The sequence below is a fragment of the Streptomyces sp. NPDC001606 genome (genome assembly GCF_053596835.1).
Genome location: NZ_JBSFHC010000007.1, coordinates 86,675 through 111,252, shown reverse-complemented (window position 1 = coordinate 111,252; position 24,578 = coordinate 86,675). Strand labels below are relative to the sequence as shown.

The following is a 24,578-nucleotide window of genomic DNA, read 5'->3' as shown; positions in this document are numbered from 1 at the left end:
AATAAGAGGCATGCCGATATCCGGGACACCCAGCCGCGCCCAGCTCGTCGACCATCTGGTGAGGACCCGTATCGCGGGGGACGTCGCCACGCCCCGCGAGAACAACCTCTCCCACTACCGCCAGCTGGCCAACGGCAACCGCAACTACTGGCTGGGCCTGGAACTCGGTGAGCGGTGGGCGGACGAGCAGGACGTGCTCGCGGTGATGGCGGAGCGGGTCGGGGTCAACGACGATCCCGAGTACCGGTACGGCCAGGACACCATCGACCCCGAGCTGACCGTGGACGCCCTGCACCGGATGGCGGCACGGCTGCGCAAGGCGGCCGAGGGGCGGCAGCGGGTGCTGTTCGCGACCGGACACCCGGGCGGCCTGCTGGACGTGCACCGGGCCACGGCCGCCGCGCTGCGCGCCGCCGGCTGCGAGATCGTCGTCATCCCGGACGGGCTCCAGACGGAGGAGGGCTACGTCATGCAGTTCGCCGACGTGGCCGTGCTGGAGCACGGGGCCACGCTGTGGCACACCCACTCCGGGGCGCCGATGCGGGCCATCCTGACGGGGCTTGAGCGGGCCGGGCGTCCGCTGCCCGATCTGGTGGTCGCCGACCACGGCTGGGCCGGGTACGCCGCACAGCACGGGGTGGACTCGGTCGGGTACGCCGACTGCAACGACCCGGCGCTGTTCCTCGCCGAGTCCGAGGGCACCCTCCAGGTCGCCGTCCCGCTCGACGACCATGTGCCGAGCCCCCGCTACTACGACCCGATGACCGCCTATCTCCTCGCGGAGGCCGGGCTGTCGGCCTGAGCCGCGCACATGCCCCGACACGAATGTGCGGTCCCGCGACGGGGCCGCACATCGTGTGTCAGGACGCTGTGGGATCAGTAGCCGCCACGGCCTCCGTGGTCGCCACCGCCGCCGTAGCCGCCGTGGTCTCCGAAGTCGCCACGGTCGCCGTAGCCGCCGTGGTCACCGCGGTCTCCGCGGTCTCCGCGGTCGCCGTAGCCGCCGTGGTCGCCACGGTCGCCGCGGTCGCCGCGGTCGTCGTGACGGTTGTTGAAGCGGCCGTTGTCGCAGTCGTCGTCGTTCCACCAGCGGTTGTGGCGGTTGGAGTCGTCGTCGCAGGACCTGCTGTAGGAACCGTGGTCGTTGTGGTGTGCCGGGGCCGCTGAGGCGGTGCCCGCCGCGCCGAGCGCGGCTCCGCCGGCCAGCGCAAGGCCGGCTGCGGACATCGCGACAAGACGCCTCGTGCGCTGTGCTCGCATGGGAATTGCCCTTCCGTTCCATCGTCTCTCGCGGCTCCGGACGGGGACGCGAAATGGATGGCCGTCACCGCGTGCGGTGGAAAGCGATCGCGGCACGGTCTTCAGGTTCACCGCAGATCGTTCCTTGGAACGGCGGGCACCGCCGACGCCTGCGAGTCACCCGTGCGCCTCACGCGCCCCGGGTGTGCGGCTGAGGTCCGAGACGATCCGGTACCTCGTCGGCCGGGCATGCCGTCCACTGCGGCTTTCACTCATGAGCCTAGACCCCCACGGGGCACGCGCAACCCGGGCGGAACGGCTCAGCGCGGGACGCGGACCACGCCCTCCTGGATCACCGTGATGGCGAGCTGTCCGTCCTGGGTGTAGATCCGGGCCTGGCCGAGGCCGCGGCCGCCGTGCGCGGAGGGCGACTCCTGGTCGTACAGCAGCCATTCGTCGGCGCGGAAGGGGCGGTGGAACCACATCGCGTGGTCCAGCGAGGCGCCCACGACGTCGCCGACCGCCCAGCCGCCGCGGCCGTGCGCGAGCAGCACGGAGTCGAGCAGGGTCATGTCGGAGACGTAGGTGGCGAGGACGACGTGCTGGAGCGGGTCGTCGTCCAGCTTGCCGTTGGTGCGGAACCACACCTGGCTGTGCGGTTCGCGCGGCGCGCCGAACTCGCCGTACGGCGGCTCGTCCACATAGCGCAGGTCGATCGCCTCGCGGGCCTCCAGGAAGCGCTCGACGACGTCGGGGGCGAGGTGGTCGTAGCCGCGCAGCCGCTCCTGCGAGGTGGGCAGGGTCGCCGGGTCCGGGGCGGGCGGCATCGGGGCCTGGTGGTCCAGGCCCTCCTCGTACGTCTGGAAGGACGCCGAGAGATGGAAGATCGGCTTGCCGTGCTGGACCGCGACCACCCGGCGGGTGGTGAAGGAGCGGCCGTCGCGGATGCGGTCGACCGTGTAGACGATGGGCGCGCCGGGGTCGCCCGGGCGCAGGAAGTAGGCGTGCAGGGAGTGGGCGGGACGGTCCGCGGGGACCGTCCGGCCGGCCGCGACCAGCGCCTGCGCCGCCACCTGTCCGCCGAAGACCCGGGGGACCACGGCGGAGCGGGACCGGCCGCGGAAGATGTTCTCCTCGATCGGCTCGAGGTCGAGCAGATCGAGGAGATCCTGGAGTGCCTGGCTCATGGCAGACAGTTGTACCCGCCAGTCGTTTCCTCGGTCTCGCGGACCCTTTACAGGCCCATGTCCTTGGCGATGATCGACTTCATGATCTCGCTGGTGCCGCCGTAGATGCGGTTGACGCGGTTGTCCGCGTACAGGCGGGCGATCGGGTACTCGTTCATGTAGCCGTAGCCGCCGTGCAGCTGGAGGCAGCGGTCGATCACACGGTGCGCGACCTCGGTGCAGAACAGCTTGGCGGAGGCGGCCTCGGCGGGGGTCAGCTCACCGGCGTCCAGGGCCTCCGTGGCGCGGTCGGCGACGGCCTCGGCGGCGTCCACCTCGGCCTGGCAGGCGGCCAGCTCGAACTTGGTGTTCTGGAAGTGGGCGACCGGCTTGCCGAAGACGGTGCGCTCCTGCACGTACTGCTTGGCGAACCGGACGGCGGCCTTGGCCTGGGCGTAGGCGCCGAAGGCGATGCCCCAGCGCTCCGAGGCCAGGTTGTGGCCGAGGTAGTAGAAGCCCTTGTTCTCCTCGCCGAGCAGGTCCTCGACCGGCACCTTGACGTCGACGAAGGCCAGCTCGGCGGTGTCGGAGGTGCGCAGGCCCAGCTTGTCCAGCTTGCGGCCGACCGAGTAGCCCTCGGACTTGGTGTCCACGGCGAACAGCGAGATGCCGTGCCGGCGGTCCTCGGCGGTCGGCGCGGCGGTGCGGGCGCACACGATCACGCGGTCGGCGTGGACGCCACCGGTGATGAAGGTCTTGGCGCCGTTGAGGACGTAGTGGGTGCCGTCCTCGGAGAGCTTGGCGGTGGACTTCATGCCCGCGAGGTCGGAACCGGTGCCCGGCTCCGTCATCGCGATGGCCCACATCTCCTCGCCGGTGACGAACTTCGGCAGGTAGCGCTTCTTCTGCTCGTCGGTGGCGAGCATCTTGATGTACGGCAGGGCGAGCAGCACGTGCACGCCGGAGCCGCCGAACTGGACGCCGGCGCGGGCGGTCTCCTCGTACAGGACGGCCTCGAACTTGTGGCTGTCCAGGCCCGCGCCGCCGAACTCCTCGGGCACGTTGATGCCGAAGATGCCCAGCTCGCCGAGCTTGTAGTAGAAGTCGCGGGGAGCCTGACCGGCGGCGAACCACTCGTCGTAGACGGGGACGACCTCGGCCTCGATGAAGGCGCGCAGGGTCTCCCGGAACGCCTCGTGATCCTCGTTGAACACCGTACGGCGCACGCCGCCCACCTCCAGGTACCTGTCTAAGCGCTTGCTCAGATTCGAAGATACCGACGGGTAGGCCCAGCCGTCCAGGGTGAGCTTGACCACGCGGGCGGGCGCGTCAGTCGCCCTGCGCCGCCCCGAACGCCCCGCGCGCCATCCGGTGCAGCAGGGCCGCCGTCGCCGCGCGGCTCGGCAGGGTGCCGGCGCGGCCCAGGTGCGGGGTGGAGTTCAGCAGGCCGAACACGGAGTGGACGGCCGAGCGGGCCGAGGGCTCCGACAGACCGGGGTACACCTCCCGCACCACCTCGACCCACAGCTCGACGTACTGCCGCTGGAGCTGGCGGACCAGCTTGCGGTCGCTGTCGCGCAGCCGGTCCAGCTCGCGGTCGTGCAGGGTGATCAGCGGACGGTCGTCCAGCGCGAAGTCGATGTGGCCCTCGATGAGGGAGTCCAGGACCGCCGAGGGGCCGGTGTGGCCGTCACTCTCCGCCAGCCGCCGCTTGGCCCCGGTCAGCAGCCGGCCGCTGATGCCGACCAGCAGCTCGGCCAGCATCGCGTCCTTGCCCGGGAAGTGCCGGTAGAGGCCGGGGCCGCTGATGCCGACGGCGGCGCCTATCTCGTCGACCCCGACGCCGTGGAAGCCGCGCTCGGCGAAGAGCCGGGCGGCCTCCTTGAGGATCTGCTCGCGGCGGGTCGTGGCGTCGGTTCTGGTGACCATGCAATCAATTCTAGACAGCGAGGTTAGCGGTCGTTAACCTGGAGGAAATGGTTAACGCTCATTAACCGGTGAGGGGACCGCAGGATGCAGGAGGCACCGGAGCTTCACAGCGCGGCCGATCCCGCGTCGGAAGCCTGGCGGGCCAATGAAGAGGCACATCTCGCCCTGGTCGAGGAGCTGCGCGGCAAGCTGTCCGCGGCGGCTCTCGGCGGCGGCGAGAAGGCCCGGGCCCGGCACACCGCGCGCGGCAAGCTGCTGCCGAGGGACAGGGTGGACACGCTGCTCGACCCGGGCTCGCCCTTTCTCGAACTGGCTCCGCTCGCGGCCGACGGGATGTACGACGGACAGGCCCCGGCCGCCGGGGTCATCGCCGGCATCGGCCGGGTCAGCGGACGCGAGTGCGTGATCGTCGCCAATGACGCCACGGTCAAGGGCGGGACGTACTACCCGATGACCGTGAAGAAGCACCTGCGCGCCCAGGAGGTGGCCCTGGACAACCGGCTGCCGTGCGTCTACCTGGTGGACTCCGGCGGCGCCTTCCTGCCGATGCAGGACGAGGTGTTCCCGGACCGGGACCACTTCGGGCGGATCTTCTACAACCAGGCCCGGATGTCGGGCGCCGGGATCCCGCAGATCGCGGCCGTCCTCGGCTCGTGCACGGCGGGCGGCGCCTACGTCCCCGCGATGAGCGACGAGGCGGTGATCGTCCGTAACCAGGGGACCATCTTCCTGGGCGGCCCGCCGCTGGTGAAGGCGGCGACCGGCGAGGTCGTCACCGCGGAGGAGCTGGGCGGCGGCGAGGTCCACTCGCGGGTGTCCGGCGTCACCGACCACCTCGCCGAGGACGACGCGCACGCACTCCGGATCGTCCGGAATATCGTCGCCACCCTCCCGGCCCGGCAGTCCCTGCCCTGGGAGGTCCGGCCGGCGGTGGAGCCCAAGGTCGACCCGGCCGGGCTGTACGGCGCCGTCCCGGTCGACAGCCGCACCCCCTACGACGTCCGCGAGATCATCGCGCGCGTGGTCGACGGCTCCCGGTTCGCCGAGTTCAAGGCCGAGTTCGGGCAGACGCTCGTCACCGGCTTCGCGCGCATCCACGGCCACCCGGTCGGGATCGTCGCCAACAACGGCATCCTGTTCTCCGAGTCCGCCCAGAAGGGCGCCCACTTCATCGAGCTGTGCGACCAGCGCGGGATCCCGCTGGTGTTCCTCCAGAACATCTCCGGCTTCATGGTCGGCAGGGACTACGAAGCCGGCGGCATCGCCAAGCACGGCGCCAAGATGGTCACCGCGGTGGCCTGCACGCGCGTGCCGAAGCTGACGGTGGTGGTCGGCGGCTCGTACGGCGCGGGCAACTACTCGATGTGCGGCCGGGCCTACTCCCCCCGCTTCCTGTGGATGTGGCCCAACGCCAAGATCTCCGTCATGGGCGGCGAGCAGGCCGCGTCGGTCCTCGCCACGGTCAAGCGCGACCAGCTGGAGGCGCGCGGCGAGGAGTGGCCCGCCGAGGACGAGGAGAGCTTCAAGGCGCCCATCCGCGCGCAGTACGAGCGCCAGGGCAACGCCTACTACGCCACCGCCCGCCTCTGGGACGACGGCGTGATCGACCCGATGGACACCCGCCAGGTGCTGGGCCTCGCCCTGACCGCCTGTGCCAACGCGCCCCTGGGAGACCCCCAGTTCGGCGTCTTCCGGATGTGAGGAGGGGAACCGTGTTCGACACAGTGCTGGTGGCCAACCGGGGCGAGATCGCCGTACGCGTCATCCGTACGCTCCGCTCGCTGGGCGTGCGCTCGGTGGCGGTCTTCTCCGACGCCGACGCCGACGCGCGGCACGTCCGGGAGGCCGACACGGCGGTACGGATCGGTCCGCCGCCCGCGGCCGAGAGCTATCTGTCGGTGGAGCGGCTGCTCGAGGCCGCCGCCCGCACCGGCGCCCAGGCGGTCCATCCCGGGTACGGCTTCCTCGCCGAGAACGCCGCCTTCGCGCGCGCGTGCGAGGAGGCGGGGCTGGTCTTCATCGGCCCGTCCGCGGACGCGATCGCGCTCATGGGCGACAAGATCCGGGCCAAGGAGACGGTGCAGGCGGCCGGGGTGCCGGTGGTGCCCGGCGGCCGGGACCCCGAGCTGGCCGAGGCGGCCCGTGCGCTGGGCGCGCCCGTGCTGCTCAAGCCCTCCGCCGGCGGTGGCGGCAAGGGCATGCGGCTGGTGCGGGACATGACCGTGCTGGAGGAGGAGATCGCCGCCGCCCGCCGCGAGGCCCGCGCCTCCTTCGGCGACGACACGCTGCTGGTGGAGCGGTGGGTCGACCGGCCCCGGCACATCGAGATCCAGGTGCTGGCCGACGGCCACGGCAATGTGGTCCACCTCGGGGAGCGCGAGTGCTCGCTCCAGCGACGCCACCAGAAGATCATCGAGGAGGCGCCGAGCGTCCTCCTGGACGAGGAGACCCGGGCCGCGATGGGCGAGGCGGCCGTGCAGGCGGCCCGTTCGTGCGGGTACCGGGGCGCGGGCACGGTGGAGTTCATCGTGCCGGGCGGCGACCCCTCGTCGTACTACTTCATGGAGATGAACACCCGTCTCCAGGTGGAGCACCCGGTCACCGAGCTGGTCACCGGCCTGGACCTGGTCGAGTGGCAGCTGCGGGTGGCGGCCGGCGAGAAGCTGGGCTTCGCGCAGGAGGACGTGGCCCTGACCGGGCACGCGGTCGAGGCCCGCATCTGCGCCGAGGACCCGGCCCGCGGCTTCCTGCCCTCCGGCGGCACCGTCCTCAGGCTCCACGAGCCCCAGGGCGAGGGCGTCCGCACCGACTCCGGGCTCAGCGAGGGCACCGAGGTCGGCAGCCTGTACGACCCGATGCTGTCCAAGGTCATCGCGTACGGCCCCGACCGCGCGACCGCGCTGCGCAGGCTCCGTGCGGCCCTCGCCGACACGGTCACCCTGGGCGTGCCGACCAACGCGGGCTTCCTGCGCCGCCTGCTCGCCCACCCTGCGGTCGTCCAGGGCGACCTGGACACCGGCCTGGTCGAGCGCGCGGTGGACGACCTGGTCTCCACCGACGTACCGGAGGAGGTGTACGAGGCGGCGGCGGCCGTACGGCTGGAGCGGCTGAAGCCGCGCACCGACGGCTGGACGGACCCGTTCTCGGTGCCGAACGGCTGGCGCCTGGGCGGCACCCCCAAGCCGCCCGCCTTCCACCTGCGGGTGCAGGACCCGGTGCGGTACAGCCCGCGCGGCACGCACACCGTGACCGAGGACCGGGTCGGCGTCACCCTGGACGGGGTCCGGCACACCTTCCACCGCGCCGGTGACTGGCTCGGCCGGGACGGCGAGGCCTGGCTGGTCCGGGACCACGACCCGGTGGCCGCGTCGCTCAGCGGCTCGGCGCACGCGGGCGCGGACTCCCTCACCGCGCCCATGCCGGGCACCGTGACCGTGGTGAAGGTCGCCGTCGGCGACGAGGTGGCCGCCGGCCAGAGCCTGCTGGTGGTGGAGGCGATGAAGATGGAGCACGTCATCTCCGCCCCGCACGCGGGCACGGTCGCCGAACTGGATGTGACACCGGGGACGACGGTCGCCATGGACCAGGTGCTGGCCGTCGTCACCCCGCACGAGGAGGTGGCGGAGTGAGCGCGCAGGGTCTGCCCATGGCCGTACCGGCGTCCGGCCTGCCCGCGCGGGTGCGGATCCACGAGGTCGGCGCGCGCGACGGCCTCCAGAACGAGAAGACGGCCGTACCGACCGAGGTCAAGGCGGAGTTCATCCGCCGGCTGGCCGACGCGGGCCTGACGACCGTCGAGGCGACCAGCTTCGTGCACCCCAAGTGGGTGCCCCAACTGGCCGACGCCGAGCAGCTGTTCCCGATGGTGAGCGGCCTGCCCGGCGTGGCACTGCCGGTGCTGGTGCCCAACCAGCGCGGCCTGGACCGCGCGCTGGCCCTCGGCGCCGAGCGCATCGCCGTGTTCGCCAGCGCCACCGAGTCCTTCGCCAAGGCCAACCTCAACCGCACCCTGGACGAGTCGCTGGCCGTGTTCGAGCCGGTGGTGCGGCACGCCAAGGACGCGGGCGCGCACGTACGCGGCTATGTGTCGATGTGCTTCGGCGACCCCTGGGAAGGCCCGGTCCCGCTGCACCAGGTGGCCCGGGTCTGCACGGCGCTGCGGGACATGGGCTGCGACGAGCTGAGCCTCGGCGACACCATCGGCGTCGCCACCCCCGGCCACGTCCGCGCCCTGCTCGGACTGCTCGATGAGGAAGGCGTGCCGACGGACATGCTCGGCGTGCACTTCCACGACACCTACGGCCAGGCGCTCGCCAACACCTACGCGGCCCTGGAGCACGGCGTGACGACGGTCGACGCGTCCGCCGGCGGCCTCGGCGGCTGCCCGTACGCCAAGTCCGCCACCGGCAATCTCGCCACCGAGGACCTCGTCTGGATGCTGCACGGACTCGGCATCGAGACCGGGGTCGACCTCGGCCGTCTGACCGCCACCAGCGTGTGGATGGCCGAACAGCTGGGCCGCCCCAGCCCCTCCCGTACCGTCCGCGCTCTCTCCCACAAGGACCAGTGATCAGCATGGACCACCGTCTCAGCCCCGAGCTGGAGGAACTCCGCCGTACGGTGGAGGAGTTCGCGCACGACGTGGTGGCGCCGAAGATCGGCGACTTCTACGAGCGGCACGAGTTCCCGTACGAGATCGTCCGCGAGATGGGCCGGATGGGCCTGTTCGGGCTGCCGTTCCCGGAGGAGTACGGCGGGATGGGCGGCGACTATCTGGCCCTCGGCCTCGCCCTGGAGGAACTGGCCCGGGTGGACTCCTCGGTGGCCATCACCCTGGAGGCCGGGGTCTCGCTCGGCGCGATGCCCCTGTACCTCTTCGGCACGGAGGAGCAGAAGCGCGAGTGGCTGCCCCGGCTGTGCGCGGGCGAGATCCTGGGCGCGTTCGGGCTGACCGAGCCGGAGGGCGGCAGCGACGCCGGCGCGACCCGGACGACGGCCCGCCTGGACCCGGACACCGACGAATGGGTGATCAACGGTTCCAAGTGCTTCATCACCAACTCCGGCACGGACATCACCGGGCTGGTGACGGTCACCGCGGTCACCGGCCGCAAGCCGGACGGCAGGCCGCTGATCTCCTCGATCATCGTGCCCTCCGGCACCCCCGGCTTCACGGTCGCCGCGCCCTACTCCAAGGTCGGCTGGAACGCCTCCGACACCCGTGAGCTGTCCTTCCAGGACGTCCGCGTGCCCGCCGCCAACCTGCTCGGCGAGGAGGGCCGCGGCTACGCCCAGTTCCTGCGCATCCTGGACGAGGGCCGCATCGCCATCGCGGCGCTCGGCACGGGCCTGGCGCAGGGCTGCGTCGACGAGTCGGTCAAGTACGCCAAGGAACGCCACGCCTTCGGCCGTCCGATCGGCGCCAACCAGGCCATCCAGTTCAAGATCGCCGATATGGAGATGAAGGCCCACACGGCCCGCCTCGCCTGGCGCGACGCGGCGTCCCGCCTGGTCGCCGGCGAACCCTTCAAGAAGGAGGCGGCCCTGGCCAAGCTGTACTCCTCCACGGTCGCCGTGGACAACGCCCGCGACGCCACACAGATCCACGGCGGCTACGGCTTCATGAACGAGTACCCGGTGGCCCGCATGTGGCGCGACTCCAAGATCCTGGAAATCGGCGAGGGCACGAGCGAGGTCCAGCGCATGCTGATCGCGCGCGAGCTGGGACTGGTGAGCTGAGGTAGTTCCGGGTCGGTGTCAGGGGGAGCGGCGTACCGGTGCGGTACGACGGTCACCCTGGCACAGGCGCGTCCGTCCAGGCGGCACATGTGACGGACTGCGCAGGACACGGTGGTGCCGCGAGGCCGGCACTCCAGCCGCAGATGGTGATTCTCGCGGTTTCGGGCTGCCCCGGAACGCAGGCTGCCCGCTGCGCCTTCAGCGGCAGGAATGTCCGTGCGGCAAAGATCCTTCCACGCTCAGGTGCACGCCTTCAGTCCATCGCGGACGACCGCACGGGCGCGCTTCGCGGACTCCGGGTGGCCGTCCAGGTGCTCCAGCATGCGGCAGGTACCCACCAGGATCGCAGTCAGCTCCGGCACCTCCAGGTCCCGTCTCACCACGCCGGCCCGCTGGGCGCCGTCGAGGAGCGCGGTGAGCACCTCGCCCAGGGCACGCCCAGCCTCTGAGGTGGCAGCCCGGACATCGACTCCCGCGTCCGCGAGCGCCGCAGCGAAGGCATTCTTGACCGGGGACTGATCCAGCACCAGGTCGAAGAACGCGAAGAGAGCGTCCGCCGGGCCGATCTCGGCAGCCAGGCGTCGCCCCTCCTCGGCCAGCCGTTCCAGTCGCCGGACGAGCACGGCTTCCAACAGGGCTTCCTTGGTGGGGAAATGCCGGAACACGGTGGCGATTCCGACGTTCGCCTGGCGGGCGACCTCCTCCGTGGACGCGCCAGTGCCCTGCGCGGTGAAGACCGCCTCAGCGACCTCCAGCAGCCGCGCGCGGTTTCGCCGCGCGTCGGCACGCAAGGGCTTCGCGCCCGTGACGGGCGGAGTCTGATCAGTCGTCAAGTGGTCCTCGCCATGCCTGGACAAACGGAGTCACGTATCCGTATCGTTCGGAAACGGAGTCGCCTATCCGATTATAGGCGGCGAGATCAGGGGGTAGCCATGTCTGCGACAACTACGCCGCAGGAGATCTTCGAGCGGTTGATCGGCCGCATCTCGGCGGGCAAGTGGAGCGAACTCGCCGAGCTCTACGCGGAGGACGCCGAGGTGGAGATCGTCTTCTCGCCCATTCCCCCCCGCCGTATCCACGGCCGGGCGGAACTCCGTAAGCACTTCGCCGCTCTGGAGGCCGCCGACGCGATCCGCCTGCGCGCCGAGAACATCCACGTCCACAAGACCGACGACCCCGAGGTCGTGATCGCGGAGTTCGACTACGAGGGCCTGTACCCCGCCACCGGCCGCACTTTCCGTACCGCCAACATCCAGGTCCTGCGCATCAGGAACGGCCTGATCGTCGAGACCCGCGACTTCCACGACCACCTCGCCTTCGCCGCAGCGGACGGACGCGCGAGCCAGTTGCTCGCCACCCTCGACCAGCAGGATGCCTGACGCATGACGAGAGGTCGGTCTGCCACCGGAGCGGAAGGCACGCAGCCCGTGATCACGCCGGGGCCGGCGCGGAGATGATCAGTCCCGCCGCACCCGAGGCGAGACCGGTCAGCGGGTGGCGCGGATCATCACCGTGAGGAGTGGGGAAGCCGCCGACGGCTGACTCTGGCCGATGTCCTCGTAGCCCCAGGACCGGTAGACCGCGTGCACCTTCCCGACGGCCGGATGCTTGGTGTACTCGTCACCCGGTGCCGGAGTGGTGCGCTGCCAGTACCGGTCACCGTGTGCGACGGTGTTGCCGTAGCCGTAACGGCAGGTGGAAAAGCGGAGCCCTAGTCACGCCCAGGGCGTTTTCCGAGCTTCACGGGCGTGCTCGTTCCATGCCTGCACGATGTGGCCGCCGGGTGCGGCGCTGTGCAGTGCGGCCCCGAACTCCTCCAACATGCCCGTCACCCGGGCGTGCTGGGTAGCAATGTCGGAGGGGACCTTCATCACCGTGGCAACGGCCAGTTCCGCCTCACCTTGCCCCAGTTGGGCGGTTGCCAGCCGGGTCGTGTTGATGGCACGGTCGCGCCGCATCTGAGGGCGGAGCAGGGTCAGGCTCCGATGGGCATGCGTTTCGGCCTGTGCAAAGTTTCCCAGGCGCAGGTGCGCGGCGAGCGCCAGGGTTTCAAGCTCTCCTCCACTGCGGACCGCGGCCATCCACACCGGTCGGGGCAGGTCTGGATCGGCGCGCTCAAGTGCGGCCTGTGCGCAGCCGAGGGCCCGCTGCACGGATGCGGTGTCGCCGACGAGCCCGAGGGTGGCGGCCTGGCGAGCGTGCCCCAGGCAGGCAAACAGAGGGTCGCGGCGTGTGATGTGCAGGTTGCGGGCGACGTCGTTAGCCGCGAGTGCATCGGCTGGTCGGCCCATGTGCCGGTACAGAGTTCCTGCATGGCTCCAGATGCGGAACTTGATCGCCTGGTCGCCGGAGAGTTCGGCGAGCGACTGGGCCTCCCTCATATGCGCCTCGGCATCGCCATAGCGGCGACCGTCGATGGCTGCCCACATCGCCGAGGAGCGAAATGCCGCTGCGGCTGCGTACACATTGCTGCGCACACGCTGGGTGGCACTCCCGGCGTTCTGGAGGTTCAGTGCCTCGTCGGCGAGCGCGGCGGCCCGGTACTCCAGGCCGCGTTGCCCGCCGTGGCACTGGTCGCTGGCGATGATCTCGGCGAATCGTTGCTGGAGCCGTTCGATGTCGCTCATGCCGATACGGCGGGGTACGGCGGCGCCAGGGGCCGCCACTGCTGCGACAGCAGCCGCGATGCCGCCGACGAGGGTTCGGCGCTTCATGTCGAGGTCCTCCTGCCGTGGGGCTGACGCGGATGGAATCCGGCCCCGCGGCACGAACCCTAAGGCGGTAGCGGTCAGGCCGGTGACATCCTCAAGCGCCCGACGTGTAGCCGACTTGGGCCACTTGACCCGGCCTGCCTTCCAGTCCCGGACCGATGAGCCGTCCAGCCCGCCCGCACGCCCCGTAAGCCGCTCAATAGCCGTGTTCACGGCGTCAGCCAGGCTGTTGGAGCTGTACCCGTGCTCTTTCATCCACGCCTCGAGAGCGGTGTTGCGCGTGGTGTTCATGCACGCACCGTAGCGTCACCGTCTCGCTCCGTCAGGCAAATGAAGACCCAAATCGCCCTATGCAGGTCCGACGGATGGCCGCCGAATCTGCCTAACCAAATGGACTCGCGCGGGAGTTGCCTGGTTACCGGCCGCCCCACCAAGGGGCGAGCCGAGCACCGAGACAACGACGAAGGCTCACTCCCCCATGACGAGTGTCAGTACGCCCGTTGCGGCCGCCCACGTCGGCCCTCCCGCCTACACCCAGACCTTCCCGTGCGAGCCGCAGACGGCCGAGCGTGGCCGCAAGCTCGTCCGTGACGCCCTCGGTGCCTGGCACCTCGATGACCTCACCGAGCCGGCCCAGCTGATCATCTCGGAACTGGTCGCGAACGCCGCCCGGCACACCCCGTGCCGCTCGATTCGTCTGCTCATCGAGCGGCCGACCGCGAGGCGGGTGCACATCGGAGTGGTGGACCGGGCACCATCGCGCCTGCCTGCACTCGGCCCGGCCGATGCCGACTCGGAATCGGGCCGGGGTCTGCTCCTCATCGACGCGCTCGCGGAGCGCTGGGGCTACACCCTGCTCGGCAGCCATCCCAGACGCGGACCTTGGGGCAAGGAGACCTGGGCGGAACTCAAGGCCACCCGGTGATCCTCGACGGCTTGGACGAGGTGCTGAAGGAGACCACCCGGCCGCCACACAAAGTCCTTGCGGTCACCGCCTTCGTCAGCCACGACGTACGTCCATGGAAGGAGCACGTCTTGACCGTAAGCAAGGACCACGCCCACGGCAGTGACACCAAGCCCGACGCCGCCGTGATCGTCGCACGCGACGGTCAAGGACGGGTCGCCGTCCTGACCGCAGCCTTCCCCCGGCATGGAGGCGAGTACCTGTTCCTCCCCGGCGGCAAGGCGGAATCCGGCGAGATGCCTGAGGAGTGCGCCCGCCGCGAGCTCCTCGAAGAGGCCGGCGTCGTCGCCGAGTCCTGGCGGCCCCTGGGCTCGTACGTCATGGTCCCCGACTCGCCCGCCAGACTGCACCTGTTCGAGGCCACGCAGCTCACCCTCGGGCCACCGCAGCTCATGCCGTGGGAAGCGGACTTCACGCTCATGTGGTGGTCTCTGGAAGACGCGCTCAAGGCCGTCGACGAGGGCCGCTTCCTCCTCCAGGGCGGCCCCTTGGCACTGCTGCTCGCAAACAGGGCCGCCACCGAGTCATAGTCGAACGGTGCCGAATCCGCACAGATCCTGGAGCACCTGCTCACCTCAGTGAGCGTTCCAACACCTCCCGGTGGTCGCGGACCCACTGGCGGGCCGCCTGAACCTCCCGCACCGCCCCCGCCTCACGGAGCCGGGCCATGGCGACGTCACCCGCGTCGGCCCCGGCCTCGATGCCCCGCCGGCACCGGTCCTGCCACCACAGGATCGTGGCCACGAGATCCTGCCGGTCGGACAGCCCGTAGCTGTCGGCGATCAGCCTCGTGCGCCGGGCTGCCTCCCCGACGTCGGTGACCGAGGGGCCCAGGCCGAGGTACTGCCAGCAGACATGGGCGATGTCATGGATCCGCGCGCCCGGCGCGGCGAGGTCCCAGTCGATGAACGCCGTCGGCCGAAGCTCGCCCCCGCGCAGCCGGTAGACGGTGTTCTTCGGCGACAGGTCGTTGTGACACACGACCTCCCGGTCACCGGCCAGCGGGGTCCCGGCCGTCAGGTCGTGGAACTCCCGCACCAGCCGGGCGACCGCCACCAGACTTGCGTCCGAGGACACGGCGGCGGGCTGTCGCGGCTCCCATGCCACATAGCCCTCGAGGTAACCGAGCACCTCACGGCCCTCGTCGTCCACACCGAGATACCGCGGAGCACCACTCCAGCCCCTGGCTTCCAGCAACCTCAGCAGCTCCCCCACGAACCCCGTACGCGCCGAGACCGGCCGGCGCACTGTGTCCCCGACCCGCACCACCGCATTGACGAAACCTCCGGACAAGGGTGACTCAGCCATCCCCCCAGCCTGCCTGATCGCCGCCTCCCCCTCGGCATGGGGCCGCGCCGAAGTCACGACTGGCCCCCGGGACTTGTCAGAGCAGCCCACTACCGTCCTCCCATGACCAACACACCGAGCAATACCCACCGCATCAGGCCGCAGCAGTTCCACCGGAGTGCCGGGGTCGAGGACTGGCGGGTCGTGGGTGAGGGGGCGTGTGCGTATTTCCGGACCGGGTCGTTCGTGGCCGGGGCCCGGTTCGTGCAGGCGATCAGTGAGATACCGGCGGGTGACGGCGAGCACCCGGATGTGGATGTGCGGCAGGAGGGGGTGACCGTACGACTGATCGCGGTCACGGACGACTACTACGGGCTGACCGAACGGCACGTGGAGCTGGCCCGGCGGATTTCCGACGTGGCTCGTGCGCTGGGCGTACCGGCCGATCCGTCCGCCGTGCAGACCGTCCAGGTCACCGTCGACGCCCTCGCCGGTCCTGACGTGGTGGCGTTCTGGCGGGCGCTGCTCGGCTATCAGGAGCGGGCGGGCAGTGGGGAGGACCTGATCGACCCGCGGCGGCGCGGGGCGCCGTTCTACTTCCAGCGGATGGACGCGCCGCGTCCGCAGCGCAACCGGGTGCACGTCGACGTGTGGGTGCCGTACGACCAGGCCGAGGCGCGGATCGCCGCGGCGCTCGCGGCCGGGGGCCGTCTGGTGAACGACGCCGACGCGCCGTCGAACTGGGTGCTGGCCGACCCCGAGGGGAACGAGGCGTGTGTCGGTGTGGCCGGCCCGCCCGGAGGGGAGTGAACAGGAACGCCCCCTGGGAGATCGACTGAGGTTAGGCTAACCTACCTTCGAACGTGTCCGGCGGGCGCCTCGCCCCGGTCGAAAGCAGTCATACCCATGCCCAACGCCCGTGCTTCCCACCCGACTCGTCGCGGCCTCCTCGCCGCGGGCGGCGCCCTCGGCCTCGGTGCCGCGCTCGCCGCCTGCGGGGACGGCAAGGGCAAAGGCAGCGGCACGGCGAAGAACGGCGCGTCCGGGCCCTGGTCCTTCAAGGACGACCGCGGCACCACGGTGAAGCTCGACAGGGTCCCGGCGAACATCGTCGCGTTCACCGGGGTCGGCGCCGCGCTCTACGACTACGGCATCCAGGTCAAGGGCGTGTTCGGCCCGACGAAGACCTCGGACGGCAAGCCCGATGTGCAGGCCGGCGACATGGATGTCAGCAAGGTGACGGTCCTCGGCAACACCTGGGGCCAGTTCAACATCGAGAAGTACGCCTCCCTCGCCCCGGACGTGCTCATCACGACCATGTTCGACGGCGCCGGCGCCCTCTGGTACGTCCCGGAGGAGTCCAAGGACAAGATCGCCAAGCTGGCGCCCAGCGTCGCGCTCTCCGTCTACGACCGCCAGCTCACCCAGCCGCTCCAGCGCATGTGGGACCTCGCCGCATCGCTGGGCGCGGACATGAAGGCGAAGAAGGCGACGGACGCGAAGAAGCGGTTCGAGGCGGCCGCCGCCCGGCTGCGCGCGGCGGCCAAGGCCAAGCCCGGCATCAAGGTGATGGCCGGCAGCGCGAGCGACCAGCTGTTCTACGTCTCCGGCACCAACCTCTCCATCGACCTGGAGTACTTCAAGGCCCTCGGCGTGAACTTCGTGGAGCCGCCGGAGAGCGCGAAGAAGCAGGGCGGCGGCTGGTACGAGTCGCTGAGCTGGGAGAACGTCGACAAGTACCCGGCCGACATCATCATGATGGACGACCGGTCGTCGGCCATCCAGCCCGCGGACATCACCAAGCCGACCTGGAAGAAGCTGCCCGCGGTGAAGGCGGGCCAGGTCATCGCGCGGTCCCCCGAGCCGATCCTGTCGTACGACAAGTGCGTGCCCCTGCTGACGAACCTCGCCGAGGCGCTGGAGAAGGCCAAGAAGGTCAGCTGAGCGACACACAGGAGCCCCCCATGACGACGGCCGTAGCCGCCCCTTTCCGGTTCTTCTCTCTCGAGGTCGTACGGACGAGGCGGCTGGGGCCGTCTCTCGTCCGGGTCACCTTCGGCGGACCCGATCTGCACGCCTTCCGGTCCGACGGATACGACCAGTCGCTGTCCCTCTTCCTGCCGCACCCGGGGCAGCAGGCGCCCGTCGTGCCGCTGGAGTTGGGGGACGAGTGGTGGCAGGGGTGGCGGGAGCTGCCCGATGACGTGCGGGCGGTGATGCGGTCGTACACGCTGCGCGCGCTGCGCCGGGACCCCGACGAGATCGATGTCGACTTCGCCCTGCACCGGCCCGCCGGGCCCGCCTCCCGCTGGGCCGAGCGGGCCACGGCCGGGGACCGGGTGCTGCTGCTCGGTCCTGCCGTCGCCGACAACCGGGCCATCCGGTTCCGGCCGCCCGAGGACACGGATCTCGTGGTGCTGTGCGGTGACGAGACCGCCGTACCCGCCGCGACCGCGGTCCTGGAGGCCCTTCCGGCCGGTACCCGCGTCCGGGCCTGGCTGGAGGTGCCGCACGCCGGTGACATCCAGGACGTGCGCACGGCGGCGGACGCGGAGATCACGTGGCTCGTACGGCACGACGGGTCCCCCATGGCCGTCGATGCCGTACGAGCCGCCCCGCTCCCCCGCGCCGAACGGCCGTATGTGTGGCTCGCCGGGGAGAGCGGTCGGGTGAAGGCGCTGCGACGGCACTTCGTCGGGGAGTGCGGGGTCGACCGGCGCCGGGTGACCTTTGTGGGGTACTGGCGGCAGGGCATGACGGAGGACCAGCTGCGGGCCGCCGGGTAACTCCCCTGCGCGTGACGCCGGTCACGGATCACGCATGCCTTGATCCAAAGAACTTAGGTTAGGCTAACCTAAGCTCAACCCCGCACGGACTGTCCCCTCGGAGGACCCCCACATGCGCTCGCACCTGCTCAATGGCCTCACCGCGGAGCACTACCGCCGCTCCGTGACCGAAGGAGTCGAGCGGGTGGCGGCCAAACTCGCCACCACCGACCGTCCGTTCACCGGCGTCACCGTCGACGCCCTCACTCCGCGCGTCGACGCGATCGACCTCGACCGCCCGCTGGGCGACACCGCCGCCGTCCTGGACGAGCTGGAGGAGGTCTATCTGAAGGACGCGGTCTACTTCCACCACCCCCGCTACCTCGCCCACCTCAACTGCCCCGTCGTCATCCCCGCGGTACTCGGCGAGGCCGTGCTCTCCGCGGTCAACTCCTCGCTGGACACCTGGGACCAGTCGGCCGGCGGCACGCTCATCGAGCGCAGGATCGTCGACTGGACGGCCCGGCGGATCGGGCTCGGCCCCGCCGCCGACGGCGTGTTCACCTCCGGCGGCAGCCAGTCCAACCTCCAGGCGCTGCTGCTGGCCCGGGAGGAGGCGAAGAGCGAGCAGCCCGGGAAGCTGCGGATCTTCGCCTCCGAGGCCGGCCACTTCAGCGTGCAGAAGTCCGCGAAACTGCTCGGGCTGGGGCCGGACGCCGTGGTCACCGTGCCCGTCGACCAGGACAAGCGCATGCAGACCGTCGCCCTCGCCCGCGAGCTGGAGCGCTGCACCCGGGACGGCCTGGTGCCGATGGCCGTCGTCGCCACCGCCGGCACCACCGACTTCGGCTCCATCGACCCGCTGCCGGAGATCGCCGCGCTGTGCGCCCAGTACGGGGTGTGGATGCACGTGGACGCCGCCTACGGCTGCGGACTGCTCGCCTCCCTCAAGTACCGGGACCGCATCGACGGTATCGAGCGCGCCGACTCCGTCACCGTCGACTACCACAAGTCCTTCTTCCAGCCGGTGAGTTCCTCCGCCCTGCTGGTCCGGGACGCGGCCACCCTGCGGCACGCCACCTACCACGCGGACTACCTCAACCCGCGCCGCATGGTGACCGAGCGCATCCCCAACCAGGTCGACAAGTCCCTCCAGACCACCCGGCGGTTCGACGCCCTGAAGATGTGGCTGACGCTGCGCGTGATGGGCGCGGACGGCATCGGCGCCCTCTTCGACGAGGTGTGCGACCTGGCGGCCGAGGGCTGGAAGCTGCTCGCGGCCGACCCGCGCTACGACGTCGTGGTCCGGCCCACCCTGTCCACCCTGGTCTTCCGCTACATCCCCGCGGCCGTCACCGACCCCGCCGAGATCGACCGCGCCAACCTCTACGCACGCAAAGCCCTGTTCGCCTCCGGGGACGCCGTCGTCGCGGGCACCACGGTCGGCGGCCGCCACTACCTGAAGTTCACCCTGCTCAACCCCGAGACCACGACGGCCGACATCGCGGCCGTCCTCGACCTGATCGCCGGCCATGCCGAGCAGTACCTGGGAGAGTCCCTTGACCGCGCTTGCTGAAGCCCCGGAGAAGACCTACGACTTCGTGGGGATCGGGCTCGGCCCCTTCAATCTCGGCCTCGCCTGCCTCACCGAGCCGATCGCCGAGCTGGACGGCGTCTTCCTGGAGTCCAAGCCCGACTTCGAGTGGCACTCCGGGATGTTCCTCGACGGCGCCCATCTCCAGACCCCGTTCATGTCGGACCTGGTCACCCTCGCCGACCCCACCTCCCCCTACTCCTTCCTCAACTACCTGAAGGAGAAGGGCAGACTGTACTCGTTCTACATCCGGGAGAACTTCTATCCGCTGCGGGTGGAGTACGACGACTACTGCCGCTGGGCGGCCGGCCAGCTGAGCTGCGTCCGCTTCGGCACCACGGTCACCGAGGTGTCGTACGACGAGACGGGCGAGGTGTATGTCGTCCGTGCCGAGGGCGGCCGGACGTACCGGGCGCGGCGGCTGGTCCTCGGGACCGGGACCGTGCCCTTCGTTCCCGAGCCGTGCCGGGGGCTGTCCGGCGACGTCGTCCACACCTCCCAGTACATGCACCGCAAGGCCGAGCTCCAGCGGAAGAGGTCCATCACGATCGTCGGCAGCGGGCAGAGCGCCGCCGAGATCTACTACGAGCTGCTGGCCGGGATCGACGACCACGGCTACCAGCTCAACTGGGTCACCCGCTCCCCACGGTTCTTCCCGCTGGAGTACACCAAGCTCACCCTGGAGATGACCTCCCCGGACTACATCGACTACTTCCGCGCCCTGCCGGAGGAGACCCGCTACCGGCTGGAGAAGCAGCAGAAGGGCCTGTTCAAGGGGATCAACTCGGACCTGATCGACTCGATCTTCGACCTGCTCTACCAGAAGAACGTGGAGAGCGGGGACCGGCCGGTGCCCACCCGGCTGCTCACCAACTCCTCGCTCACCAGCGCCGCGCACACCGACGGCGCCTTCGCCCTCGGCTTCCGCCAGGACGAGCAGGGCAAGGACTTCGAGATCCGCTCCGAGGCGCTGGTGCTGGCCACCGGCTACCACTACACGCCCCCGGCCTTCCTCGACCCCATCCGCGACCGGCTCCGCTTCGACGGCCACGGCCGCTTCGACGTGGCCCGCAACTACTCCGTCGACCACACCGGCCGGGGCGTCTTCCTCCAGAACGCCGGCGTCCACACGCACAGCATCACCTCTCCGGACCTGGGCATGGGCCCGTACCGGAACGCGTACATCATCCGCGAGCTGCTCGGCACCGAGTACTACCCGGTCGAGAAGACCATCGCCTTCCAGGAGTTCGGAGCATGACCTTCACCATCCGTCCCCTCGACCCGCTGAAGGACGCCGAGCTGCTGCACGGCTGGGTCACGCACCTCAAGGCCGCGTTCTGGATGATGCAGGACGCCCGGCTGGAGGACGTCGAGCGGACCTACCTGGAGATCGCGGCCGACGAGCACCACGAGGCGTTCCTCGGGCTGCACGACGGCCGGCCGGTCTTCCTGATGGAGCGGTACGACCCCGCACACCGCGAGCTGGCCGGGCTCTACGAGCCGGAGCCGGGCGACATCGGCATGCACTTCCTGGTGGCGCCCACGGACACCCCGGTGCACGGGTTCACCCGGGCCGTCATCACCGCCGTCATGGAGCACCTCTTCGCGGACCCGGCCGTCACCCGGGTCGTGGTCGAACCCGATGTGCGCAACACGGCGGTGCACGCCCTGAACAAGGCCGTCGGGTTCGTGCCCGACCGGGAGATCCAGAAGCCGGAGAAGAAGGCCCTGCTGAGCTTCTGCACCCGCGAGGACTTCCTGCGGGCGGTGGCCGCATGAACCTCGCCGACGCCGTGGCCCACCTCTCCCCCGAGCGCTGGGCGACCGCCAACCGCCTGCTGATACGCAAGGCGCTCGCGGAGTTCGCCCACGAGCGCCTGATCACCCCCGAGCCGGACGGCGAGGGGTATGCCGTCCGCAGCGACGACGGGCTCACCGTCTACCGGTTCCGGGCCGTCCGCCGCGCCCTCGACCACTGGCAGGTCGACGCCGAGTCCGTCACCCGGCACCGCGACGGCGCCGAACTCCCGCTGACCGCACTGGACTTCTTCATCGAACTGAAGGAGTCGCTGGGGCTGAGCGACGAGATCCTGCCGGTCTATCTGGAGGAGATCTCCTCCACCCTCTCCGGCACCTGCTACAAGCTCACCAAGCCCCGGATCACCTCCGCCGAGCTGGCGGACAGCGGCTTCCAGGCCATCGAGACCGGGATGACCGAGGGCCACCCCTGCTTCGTCGCGAACAACGGGCGGCTCGGGTTCGGCGTCCACGAGTACCTGTCGTACGCGCCGGAGACCGCGAGCCCGGTGCGGCTGGTGTGGCTGGCCGCGCACCGGTCGCGGGCCGCGTTCACGGCGGGGGCGGGGATCGAGTACGACACGTTCCTGCGGGAGGAGCTGGGCGAGACCACGCTGAACCGTTTCCGCGCCGTCCTCACCGGCCAGGGGCTCGACCCGGACGACTACCTCCTCATCCCCGTCCACCCGTGGCAGTGGTGGAACAAGCTCTCCGTCACCTTCGCCGCCGAGGTGGCCCGGCGCCATCTGGTCTGTCTCGGCGAGGGCGACGACGCGTACCTGGCCCAGCAGTCGATCCGGACCTTCTTCAACACCACCCACCCCGAGAAGCACTATGTGAAGACGGCCCTGTCCGTCCTCAACATGGGCTTCATGCGCGGCCTGTCCGCCGCCTACATGGAGGCCACCCCGGCCATCAACGACTGGCTGGCCCAGCTGGTCGAGAACGACCCGGTGCTGAAGTCGACGGGGCTGACGATCATCCGGGAGCGGGCGGCCGTCGGCTACCGGCACCTGGAGTACGAGCGGGCCACCGACCGCTCCTCGCCGTACCGCAAGATGCTGGCCGCCCTGTGGCGGGAGAGCCCGGTGGCCTCGCTGGGGGACGGCGAGTCGCTCGCCACCATGGCCTCCCTGCTGCACACCGACCACGAGGGCGCCTCCTTCGCGGGCGCGCTGATCACCCGCTCCGGGCTCGCCCCCGCCGAGTGGCTGCGGCGCTATCTGCGGGCCTACTACACCCCCCTCCTGCACAGCTTCTACGCCTACGACCTGGCGTTCATGCCGCACGGCGAGAACGTCATCCTGGTGCTCAAGGACGGCGTGGTGCAGCGGGCGGTGTACAAGGACATCGCCGAGGAGATCGTGGTGATGGACCCCGACGCGGTGCTGCCGCCCGAGGTGCGGCGGATCCGCGTCGAGGTCCCGGAGGGCCAGAAGCTGCTGTCGCTCTTCACCGATGTCTTCGACTGCTTCTTCCGGTTCCTCGCCGCGCACCTCGCCGAGGAGGGGTTCCTGACCGAGGACGAGTTCTGGGGCACGGTCGCCGAGGTCACCCGCGCGTACCAGGAGTCGGCGCCGGAACTGGCCGAGAAGTTCCGGCAGTACGACATCTTCGCCCCCGAGTTCGCGCTGTCCTGCCTCAACCGGCTCCAGCTGCGGAACAACCGCCAGATGGTGGACCTCGCCGACCCGTCCGGCGCGCTCCAGCTCGTCGGCACGCTCAGGAACCCGCTCGCTCAGCGCGCCGGCCAGGGCACCTGAGGCGACCTGTAGTAGGTGATGCCCAGGGCGTCCCAGCGCGGGCCCTGGACCGCCAGCCGCACCTTGTAGGCGTCCCAGTCGTGGCTGGCCGCCGGGGACCAGCCCAGCTCGGCGGCGCCCGCGAGGCGCGGGAACGCCAGGTACTCGAGGTCGGCGGAGGTCTTCAGCGTCTCGGACCACAGCGGCGCCTCCACGCCCCTGATCGCCGACGCGGGCGCCCCCGGCAGATAGGCGCCCGGGTTCCAGTCGTAGGACCGCCGCACCTCCACCAGGCCCGCCCAGGTGAGGCCCAGCCGGGTGGCCTTGGTGTACTTCATGTCGAGGTAGATCCGGTCGGCCGGGGACAGGATCAGTCCGGTGCCGTTGCGGGCGGCCCGCGCCACCTGCTCCTTCTCCGTGGCGCTGGTGCCGTCCAGGCCCCAGTACTGGGCGAGGGCGCCCGGGGCCGGGCGGGCGCCGGTGAGCTGGTGCCAGCCGATGACCTTCTTGCCGTACCGGGCGACGACCGGCTGCACCCGGTCCATGAAGGTGACGTAGTCGGCGTGGCTGGTGGAGTGGGCCTCGTCGCCGCCGATGTGGAGGTAGCGGCCGGGGGTGAGCGCCGCCAGCTCACGGACGACGTCGTCCACGAAGTCGTACGTCACCTGCTTGCCCACGCACAGCGAGCTGAAGCCGACGTGGGTACCGGTGTAGCGCGGGGGTGCCACGCCGTCGCAGTTCAGCGGGGCGTAGGAGGCGAGGGCCGCGTTGGTGTGGCCCGGCATGTCGATCTCCGGGACGACCTCCAGATAGCGGGCGGCCGCGTAGCGCACGATCCGCCGGTAGTCGGCCTTGGTGTAGTAGCCGCCGGGGCCGCCGCCCACCTCGGTGCCACCGCCGTAGGCCGCCAGGCGGGGCCAGGAGTCGACGGCGATGCGCCAGCCCTGGTCGTCGCTGAGGTGCAGATGCAGCTCGTTGATCTTGTAGAGGGCGAGCTGGTCGATATAGCGCTCGACCTGGGCGACGGTGAAGAAGTGCCGGGCGACGTCGAGCATGGCGCCCCGGTAGGCGTAGCGGGGCCGGTCCTCGATGGTGCCGCCCGGGACCACCCACGGGCCGGGCTGCACGCTTCTGTGCTCGACGGCCGCCGGGAGCAGCTGACGCAGGGTCTGCACGCCGTGGAAGAGACCGGCGGGCGCGCTCGCGGTGAGGGTCACGCCCAGCGGACCGCTGCTCAGCCGGTACCCCTCCGCCCCGAAGTAGCCTTTGCGCAGGCGCAGTTGGATTCCCCCGGTACCCGGCCCTGTGACCGGCAGGCGGTAGCCGGTGGACGGTCGCAGCAGGCCGGCGAGGTAGCCGCCGATCCGGCGGACCTCGGCCGAGTCGTCGGCGTGCACCTGGGTGGCGCGGGTGATGCGGTACGGCACTTTGCCCGGCGTGACCGAGGCGGGCGCCGGGATCACCCGGCCGGGCAGGGCCGGTGCGGCGGCGGCCGGGGGTGCGGCGGTGAGGGTGGACACGCCTGCCGCGGCGAGCAGCAGGGCGCCGAGGATGCGGGTGATGCGGGGAGTCGTGCCGTGGTCGCGTCTCACTTGCGCTCCCTTCGGATGTGGTCGAGACCACTGTCCCGCAGATCCGGTGAAACAAT

Annotated in this window: 23 protein-coding genes and 1 pseudogene; 15 read left to right on the top strand and 9 right to left on the bottom strand. The window is 70.6% G+C overall.

The genetic code is table 11. The features are described 5' to 3' along the window. The first annotated feature begins 10 nt into the window (after window positions 1-10). Window positions 11-802 (top strand): phosphatase, encoded by a 792-nt coding sequence (locus ACWCV9_RS15800; RefSeq protein WP_385843794.1) that lies wholly within the window; start codon window positions 11-13, stop codon window positions 800-802. Between the two features lie 74 nt (window positions 803-876). Here ACWCV9_RS15800 and ACWCV9_RS15795 read toward each other — a convergent pair whose 3' ends face one another. The 4 genes from ACWCV9_RS15795 to ACWCV9_RS15780 form a co-directional block, all read right to left on the bottom strand. Beyond that, window positions 877-1,227 (bottom strand): hypothetical protein, encoded by a 351-nt coding sequence (locus ACWCV9_RS15795; protein WP_450787067.1) that lies wholly within the window; start codon window positions 1,225-1,227, stop codon window positions 877-879. 332 nt (window positions 1,228-1,559) lie between these two features. Beyond that, window positions 1,560-2,426 (bottom strand): acyl-CoA thioesterase, encoded by an 867-nt coding sequence (locus ACWCV9_RS15790; RefSeq protein WP_450787065.1) that lies wholly within the window; start codon window positions 2,424-2,426, stop codon window positions 1,560-1,562. A 47-nt stretch (window positions 2,427-2,473) separates the two neighbouring features. Next, a complete protein-coding gene (locus tag ACWCV9_RS15785; RefSeq protein WP_385843791.1) occupies window positions 2,474-3,631 on the bottom strand; it encodes an acyl-CoA dehydrogenase family protein in 1,158 nt (385 codons plus the stop codon). Between the two features lie 103 nt (window positions 3,632-3,734). Next, the gene (locus tag ACWCV9_RS15780) at window positions 3,735-4,334 is read right to left on the bottom strand and encodes an SACE_7040 family transcriptional regulator (RefSeq protein WP_385843790.1); all 600 of its coding nucleotides are present in this window, start codon (window positions 4,332-4,334) and stop codon (window positions 3,735-3,737) included. An 84-nt stretch (window positions 4,335-4,418) separates the two neighbouring features. Between ACWCV9_RS15780 and ACWCV9_RS15775 the strand changes: the two genes are divergently transcribed. Genes ACWCV9_RS15775 through ACWCV9_RS15760 form a run of 4 tightly spaced genes read left to right on the top strand, consistent with a single transcriptional unit; the run spans window position 4,419 to window position 10,070 of the window. Further along, window positions 4,419-6,035, top strand: coding sequence for a carboxyl transferase domain-containing protein (locus ACWCV9_RS15775; RefSeq protein WP_450787063.1), 1,617 nt, complete (start codon window positions 4,419-4,421; stop codon window positions 6,033-6,035). Window positions 6,036-6,046: 11 nt separating this feature from the next. Beyond that, complete coding sequence (locus ACWCV9_RS15770) at window positions 6,047-7,963, top strand: acetyl/propionyl/methylcrotonyl-CoA carboxylase subunit alpha (RefSeq protein WP_450787061.1); 1,917 nt, start codon at window positions 6,047-6,049, stop codon at window positions 7,961-7,963. Beyond that, window positions 7,960-8,904, top strand: coding sequence for a hydroxymethylglutaryl-CoA lyase (locus tag ACWCV9_RS15765; RefSeq protein WP_450787059.1), 945 nt, complete (start codon window positions 7,960-7,962; stop codon window positions 8,902-8,904). The genes ACWCV9_RS15770 and ACWCV9_RS15765 overlap by 4 nt, the downstream gene beginning before the upstream one ends. 5 nt (window positions 8,905-8,909) lie before the next feature. Then, window positions 8,910-10,070: an acyl-CoA dehydrogenase family protein gene (locus tag ACWCV9_RS15760; protein ID WP_450787057.1), complete on the top strand. Its 1,161-nt coding sequence runs from the start codon at window positions 8,910-8,912 to the stop codon at window positions 10,068-10,070. Window positions 10,071-10,309: 239 nt separating this feature from the next. On the opposite strand, the gene ACWCV9_RS15755 is transcribed toward ACWCV9_RS15760, so the two are convergent. Continuing rightward, a complete protein-coding gene (locus ACWCV9_RS15755) occupies window positions 10,310-10,903 on the bottom strand; it encodes a TetR/AcrR family transcriptional regulator (RefSeq protein ID WP_450787056.1) in 594 nt (197 codons plus the stop codon). A 99-nt stretch (window positions 10,904-11,002) separates the two neighbouring features. On the opposite strand from ACWCV9_RS15755, the gene ACWCV9_RS15750 reads away from it, so the two are divergent. After that, complete coding sequence (locus ACWCV9_RS15750; RefSeq protein WP_450787054.1) at window positions 11,003-11,449, top strand: nuclear transport factor 2 family protein; 447 nt, start codon at window positions 11,003-11,005, stop codon at window positions 11,447-11,449. Window positions 11,450-11,557: 108 nt separating this feature from the next. Here the strand turns inward: ACWCV9_RS15750 and ACWCV9_RS15745 are convergent. Then, a pseudogene (locus ACWCV9_RS15745) lies at window positions 11,558-11,758 on the bottom strand (GNAT family N-acetyltransferase); the annotation flags it as partial. A 27-nt stretch (window positions 11,759-11,785) separates the two neighbouring features. After that, window positions 11,786-13,072 carry an XRE family transcriptional regulator gene (locus tag ACWCV9_RS15740; protein WP_450787052.1) on the bottom strand — a complete coding sequence of 429 codons (1,287 nt, stop codon included), beginning with the start codon at window positions 13,070-13,072 and terminating at the stop codon, window positions 11,786-11,788. 187 nt (window positions 13,073-13,259) lie between these two features. Here ACWCV9_RS15740 and ACWCV9_RS15735 point away from each other — a divergent pair, with 187 nt between their 5' ends. Together ACWCV9_RS15735 and ACWCV9_RS15730 are read left to right on the top strand one after the other, a co-directional pair. Continuing rightward, window positions 13,260-13,706 (top strand): ATP-binding protein, encoded by a 447-nt coding sequence (locus ACWCV9_RS15735; protein WP_450787051.1) that lies wholly within the window; start codon window positions 13,260-13,262, stop codon window positions 13,704-13,706. A gap of 110 nt (window positions 13,707-13,816) precedes the next feature. Then, the gene (locus ACWCV9_RS15730; protein ID WP_450787049.1) at window positions 13,817-14,275 is read left to right on the top strand and encodes an NUDIX hydrolase; all 459 of its coding nucleotides are present in this window, start codon (window positions 13,817-13,819) and stop codon (window positions 14,273-14,275) included. Between the two features lie 40 nt (window positions 14,276-14,315). Here ACWCV9_RS15730 and ACWCV9_RS15725 read toward each other — a convergent pair whose 3' ends face one another. After that, a complete protein-coding gene (locus tag ACWCV9_RS15725) occupies window positions 14,316-15,053 on the bottom strand; it encodes a phosphotransferase (protein ID WP_450787047.1) in 738 nt (245 codons plus the stop codon). 102 nt (window positions 15,054-15,155) lie between these two features. Here ACWCV9_RS15725 and ACWCV9_RS15720 point away from each other — a divergent pair, with 102 nt between their 5' ends. From ACWCV9_RS15720 to ACWCV9_RS15690, 7 genes are all read left to right on the top strand, one after another. Continuing rightward, complete coding sequence (locus ACWCV9_RS15720) at window positions 15,156-15,842, top strand: VOC family protein (protein WP_450787045.1); 687 nt, start codon at window positions 15,156-15,158, stop codon at window positions 15,840-15,842. A gap of 96 nt (window positions 15,843-15,938) precedes the next feature. Beyond that, a complete protein-coding gene (locus ACWCV9_RS15715) occupies window positions 15,939-16,976 on the top strand; it encodes an ABC transporter substrate-binding protein (RefSeq protein ID WP_450787043.1) in 1,038 nt (345 codons plus the stop codon). A gap of 20 nt (window positions 16,977-16,996) precedes the next feature. Then, window positions 16,997-17,818 carry a siderophore-interacting protein gene (locus tag ACWCV9_RS15710; protein ID WP_450787042.1) on the top strand — a complete coding sequence of 274 codons (822 nt, stop codon included), beginning with the start codon at window positions 16,997-16,999 and terminating at the stop codon, window positions 17,816-17,818. A 112-nt stretch (window positions 17,819-17,930) separates the two neighbouring features. After that, a complete protein-coding gene (gene desA / locus ACWCV9_RS15705; protein ID WP_450787040.1) occupies window positions 17,931-19,373 on the top strand; it encodes a lysine decarboxylase DesA in 1,443 nt (480 codons plus the stop codon). Continuing rightward, complete coding sequence (locus tag ACWCV9_RS15700) at window positions 19,357-20,649, top strand: lysine N(6)-hydroxylase/L-ornithine N(5)-oxygenase family protein (RefSeq protein ID WP_450787039.1); 1,293 nt, start codon at window positions 19,357-19,359, stop codon at window positions 20,647-20,649. Before desA ends, ACWCV9_RS15700 begins: the two co-directional genes overlap by 17 nt. After that, window positions 20,646-21,170, top strand: a complete 525-nt coding sequence (locus ACWCV9_RS15695) for a GNAT family N-acetyltransferase (protein WP_450787038.1) — start codon at window positions 20,646-20,648, stop codon at window positions 21,168-21,170. The genes ACWCV9_RS15700 and ACWCV9_RS15695 overlap by 4 nt, the downstream gene beginning before the upstream one ends. Then, window positions 21,167-22,951, top strand: a complete 1,785-nt coding sequence (locus tag ACWCV9_RS15690) for an IucA/IucC family protein (protein WP_450787037.1) — start codon at window positions 21,167-21,169, stop codon at window positions 22,949-22,951. Before ACWCV9_RS15695 ends, ACWCV9_RS15690 begins: the two co-directional genes overlap by 4 nt. Here ACWCV9_RS15690 and ACWCV9_RS15685 read toward each other — a convergent pair. Next, window positions 22,927-24,522, bottom strand: a complete 1,596-nt coding sequence (locus ACWCV9_RS15685) for a beta-N-acetylhexosaminidase (protein WP_450787036.1) — start codon at window positions 24,520-24,522, stop codon at window positions 22,927-22,929. The two genes, ACWCV9_RS15690 and ACWCV9_RS15685, sit on opposite strands and share 25 nt — an antisense overlap. Window positions 24,523-24,578: the final 56 nt, after the last annotated feature.